The 4118-nt window shown below is 63.9% G+C and carries 7 protein-coding genes and 1 tRNA gene; 7 read left to right on the top strand and 1 reads right to left on the bottom strand.

The window, feature by feature from the left end:
* The 4 genes from ACLFQI_RS12110 to ACLFQI_RS12095 form a co-directional block, all read left to right on the top strand.
* Positions 1-441 (top strand): DegT/DnrJ/EryC1/StrS family aminotransferase (locus ACLFQI_RS12110; protein WP_410759675.1); only part of this gene is annotated, 441 nt, incomplete at its 5' end.
* 140 nt (positions 442-581) lie between these two features.
* Positions 582-800: a hypothetical protein gene (locus ACLFQI_RS12105; RefSeq protein WP_410759673.1), complete on the top strand. Its 219-nt coding sequence runs from the start codon at positions 582-584 to the stop codon at positions 798-800.
* A 184-nt stretch (positions 801-984) separates the two neighbouring features.
* On the top strand, positions 985-2283 hold the full coding sequence (locus tag ACLFQI_RS12100; RefSeq protein WP_410759671.1) for a nucleotide sugar dehydrogenase: 1299 nt from the start codon (positions 985-987) through the stop codon (positions 2281-2283).
* 74 nt (positions 2284-2357) lie between these two features.
* A tRNA-Gly gene (locus ACLFQI_RS12095) sits at positions 2358-2433 on the top strand.
* Between the two features lie 81 nt (positions 2434-2514).
* Here the strand turns inward: ACLFQI_RS12095 and ACLFQI_RS12090 are convergent.
* Positions 2515-2841, bottom strand: a complete 327-nt coding sequence (locus tag ACLFQI_RS12090; protein WP_410759669.1) for a hypothetical protein — start codon at positions 2839-2841, stop codon at positions 2515-2517.
* 243 nt (positions 2842-3084) lie between these two features.
* Between ACLFQI_RS12090 and ACLFQI_RS12085 the strand changes: the two genes are divergently transcribed.
* The 3 genes from ACLFQI_RS12085 to ACLFQI_RS12075 form a co-directional block, all read left to right on the top strand.
* A complete protein-coding gene (locus ACLFQI_RS12085) occupies positions 3085-3363 on the top strand; it encodes a UPF0175 family protein (RefSeq protein ID WP_410759668.1) in 279 nt (92 codons plus the stop codon).
* A complete protein-coding gene (locus ACLFQI_RS12080) occupies positions 3347-3826 on the top strand; it encodes a DUF3368 domain-containing protein (protein WP_410759666.1) in 480 nt (159 codons plus the stop codon). Before ACLFQI_RS12085 ends, ACLFQI_RS12080 begins: the two co-directional genes overlap by 17 nt.
* Before the next feature lie 81 nt (positions 3827-3907).
* A partial coding sequence (locus tag ACLFQI_RS12075; protein ID WP_410759665.1) for a hypothetical protein occupies positions 3908-4118 on the top strand: 211 nt, incomplete at its 3' end.

The raw sequence follows: 4118 nt of genomic DNA, 5'->3' as shown, positions 1-4118 counted from the left end.
GCGGACGAGGACGAGGCGCGCACCAAGGCGCACAGTTGCCAAGCGTCCAACCAGAGCCCTCGCGGCAGCCAGAGCCAGCACGCGAATGGCAACCCAAACGAGCCGCTTGGCGCCTGCGCGCCGTTGCGCGAGCCCTATCGCGTGTTGCCCTGGCCGGCACCAGACCGGCACAGCGTCTTTGCCCAATACAGCCTGCTGGTGCGCGAGCGTGATACCGTGCAGGCAACCCTCAAGGCGGCCGGCATCCCGACCGCCGTCCACTACCCGATGCCGATCAACCAACAACCGGCCTACGCGCATTATTGCTGTCCCGAATGCACGCCCGTCGCCGCCGCCGTCGCCAGCCATATCATGAGCCTGCCGATGCACCCGCACCTGGCCGCCGCCGAGCAGGCGCGTATCGTCGATGCGTTCAAACGCGCGTGCCGGGAGGCGATCTAGCCGAGAGTCCCGAGCGCACGCCAGGCCGACACCGCCGGCTCGGGTTCTCTATACTGCGCACCAGCCGACGGTCCGCTTGATGCTCGATTCAAGACAGACCACTGACCGTCACCACTGACCTCGAGACGGAGACCATCCTCATGGCCGAAGAGAACCAGACCATCACCATCGACGGCGCTCACTACGAACTCGGCGCCCTCTCCGATGAGGCGCGCAATCAGATCGTCAATCTGCGCGCGACCGATCAGGAGATCGACCATCTGAAGCGCCAGCTCGCGATTTGCCAGACCGCGCGCGCGGCTTACGCGAAGGCACTGCGCGATCACCTCGGCGAGGCCCCGCAAGCGACGCCGCACTAAGGCGATCGACGGGAAATCGCCCAAGTTACGCTGTCCATCGACGACTTGCCGATGTTGAGCGCCATTGTCGGGCAAGCATCGGGCCGATCATCATCGGGAAGCCAGCAATGGACAGCGGCCCGGGTTCAACGGTGCGGATGATCCTATACGCGCAGTGTTTTGCTTTGCTTGGGAGTCTTCAATTGTGGAACTGATCGATCGCCTGAACAATCGGCAAGCCGTGATTGGCATCCTCGGCCTGGGCTACGTCGGCCTGCCGCTGATGCTGCGTTTCAGCGAGGTGGGCTACCGGGTGCTGGGGTTGGATATCGATGCCGAGAAGGTCGACCGCCTCAACGCCGGCGAGTCCTATATCGAGCACATCCGTGCCGAGTCCATCGCCGGCGCGCTCGAGCAAGGCTTTAGCGCGACCACGGATTTCAGCCGCGCCAGCGAGTGCGATGCCCTCATCCTCTGCGTGCCAACGCCGCTCAACAAGTATCGCGAGCCAGACCTGAGCTATGTGATCGCGACCACCGAGTCGATCCTGCCGCATCTGCGCGCGGGGCAGGTGGTCTCGCTGGAGAGCACGACCTGGCCCGGCACCACCGATGAGGAACTGCGCCCGCGCGTGGAATCGACCGGCCTGACGGTGGGCGAGGAGGTGTTCCTGGTGTTCTCGCCGGAGCGTGAGGACCCGGGCAATCCAAAGTACAACACGCGCACCATCCCCAAGGTGCTCGGGGGCGTCACGCCGGCCTGTACCGCCGTCGGCGAGGCGCTCTACGGGCAGGTGATCGATCGGGTCGTCACCCTCAGCTCGACCCGCGCCGCCGAGATGACCAAGCTGCTGGAGAATATCCATCGCGCGGTCAATATCGGTCTGGTCAACGAGCTGAAGATCGTCTGCGATCGCATGGGCATCGATATCCACGAGGTGATCCACGCCGCCGCCACCAAGCCGTTCGGCTTCACGCCCTATTATCCGGGGCCGGGCCTTGGCGGCCACTGTATCCCCATCGATCCGTTCTATCTGACCTGGAAGGCGCGTGAATTTGGCCTCAGCACCCGCTTCATCGAGCTGGCCGGCGAGGTCAACACCAACATGCCCAAATGGGTGGTGAGCAAGGTCGCCGATGCGCTCAACGAACGCGGCAAGGCGGTCAAGGGCGCGCGCATCCTGGTGTTGGGCATCGCCTACAAGAAGAATGTCGACGATCGGCGTGAGTCGCCGTCGATGGAGCTGATGGAGCTGCTGGAGGAGCGGGGCGCCGAGATCAGCTATTCCGATCCGCACGTGCCGCGCTTCCTGCCGATGCGCAAGCATGATTTCGATCTGGAATCGGTGCCGCTCACGCCCGAGAGCCTGGCCGCGACCGATTGCGTGCTGCTCGCCACCGATCACGACCGCTTCGACTACGCGCTGATCAAGGCGCACGCGCCCCTGATCGTGGATACGCGCGGGCGCTATCGCGAGCCCGCCGAGCACATCGTGCGGGCTTGAGCAGGGTGCTTGGGACTTTTTGCGCGCCCGATGCTTGACAGCCAGATTTTTGGTGATATTCTAGAGGGCTCTTAGCGGGAATAGCTCAGTTGGTAGAGCACAACCTTGCCAAGGTTGGGGTCGCGAGTTCGAGTCTCGTTTCCCGCTCCAAACTCCTGGTACACCTCGGTTCAGGTGGCGCTACGGCGGCTATAAAGGGTTCTGACCGCCTCGCATGCGAGGGGTACCATCTCAGCGCATCTCTCCATCGCGGCGCGCGAATCGACTCGCGCGTTCGCGAACTTCTTCGATCGTCGGAATGCGGGTTCGATGACGCGCGTCATCGTCGCCGAAAAGCCCAGCGTTGCGCGTGATCTCGCACGCATCGTCGGTGCGCGTGCCCGGCGCGAGGGCGCGTTGACCTTTCGCCTCATCGCCGAGCACGCGCGCTGTCGCAAACCGGTGCAGCGGCTCTGGATCTCGAGCCTGACCGATGCGGCGATCCGCGCCGGTCTGGAACAGTTGCGCGACGGCCACGACTATGACGCGCTGGCTGCCGCCGCGCGCGCCCGCGCCCAAGCCGACTGGCTGATCGGGATGAACCTGACTCGCGCCTATACTCTCGCTCTTTGCGACGGTAGCAATCGGCCAATTCCGGATATTGGCGTATTGCTGCCTGGGGTCTGTAGCTGCGGGAACAGCAGACACTCGCTAGAACCACTGATGACACCGACTGTCCTAAGACGTCCTCGCGCCTCTGGCTTCGCTTGGTCGATTGGGCGAACATGAGCGATACGCCTGCGCACCCAAGAGCACTTGGCCATGAGCAATACCTTGTCCGTCGATTACCCGGAAACCTTCCCCGATGCTCTGCATATGTCCCGAGCGGAGTTTGAGCGTGAGGCAAGTCTGGCCATGGCCGCCAAATTGTTCGAGATCGGCAGGCTCAGCTCAGGGCAGGCGGCCGCCCTGATCGGAATGGGGCGGGTGGCGTTTCTCGCTGAGCTTGGCCGGCTTGGGGTATCGACCATCCAGGTGGGCGCTGAGGAGTTGGAGGGGGATCTCGCTGCTGCCGAGGCCGCCAGTGATCATCCTCAATAGCAGTCCGGTCATACACCTGACCGTTGCCTTGGGCGGGCTCGATGCCCTACCGGCGCTATACGGCCGGGTCTTGGTGCCGGAGCCTGTGCTCCGGGAGTTGGAGGCCGGCGCCCAGCTGGACGACACCGCCCGGAGGCTTCGAATCGTGCCCGATATCGAAGTGGACGCCCTGGCGAACGGGATTTCGCCGCTTCTGGCTGGCGAGTTGGACCTCGGCGAGGCGGCGGTGATCCAACTCGCCCTGGATCTTCCGGGCGCCACCGTGGTGCTGGACGATCTCAAGGCGAGGCGGGTTGCACGCCGTAGCTCCATCCCGATGACGGGCTCCCTCGGCGTGCTTCTCCACGCCAAACGGCGCGGCAAGCTGGACTCGGTGGCCCAGGGTGTCGAGCGTATCCGCCGTCATGGAGGATGGCTCGCCAACGACGTCGTCGAGCGCGTACTGGCCCTGGCCGGGGAGTGACCCAGCGTGTCGCGGTCCTGACTTCTGCGCGCGTGTTGCAGAAGGAAACACCGGACAGTATCGTCTGGTGATGTCACTACAGTGGACTTTCACGTCGCCAATGCAGCTGACCACAATGGGTCGGAAGCGGTGCTCACGAACCGTGCTATGTTGTGTCGGCGCATGGGATCGATAGCCGCCGACGAGGTGAGCGACTTCGAGAAGCTCATCAAGAAAGACGCTGGGAACCAACAGATACCGTTGCCACCGACCAACAGCCAAAGCGGTTTGCCGTTGTTCAAACCGCCTGCTC

It is taken from the genome of Halochromatium sp., from assembly GCF_046541315.1.
GTDB lineage: Bacteria > Pseudomonadota > Gammaproteobacteria > Chromatiales > Chromatiaceae > Lamprobacter.
The sequence above is the reverse complement of the archived record's forward strand: the minus strand, read 5'-3'. Positions and strand labels throughout refer to the sequence as shown.